The 214-nt window shown below is 55.1% G+C and carries 1 protein-coding gene; it reads left to right on the plus strand.

The annotated features are described in order from the left end of the window. The coding region (locus H8K52_RS21005) for a hypothetical protein (RefSeq protein WP_186924835.1) at window positions 1–214 on the plus strand (214 nt) is incomplete at both ends.

The raw sequence follows: 214 nt of genomic DNA on the forward strand, positions 1-214 counted from the left end.
GTCTACACCGTGTCTCTGTCAGCAACCACAACAGTAGCAGCGACTTACGCTTACAACTTAGGCGGTGGTACAGCGACAGCGGGTGCCGATTACAACAGCACAGCCACATTTAGCAATGGCGTGACCTTAGTTGGTGGCAGCCTGATCGTTCCAGCCGGTGTTTCCAGCTTCACGGTCACCGTCGCCACAATCAACGACAGTGTCGTCGATTCCG

It is taken from the genome of Affinundibacterium seohonense, assembly GCF_014284305.1.
In the GTDB taxonomy this organism is placed as follows: Bacteria; Pseudomonadota; Gammaproteobacteria; order Burkholderiales; family Burkholderiaceae_D; genus Undibacterium; species Undibacterium seohonense.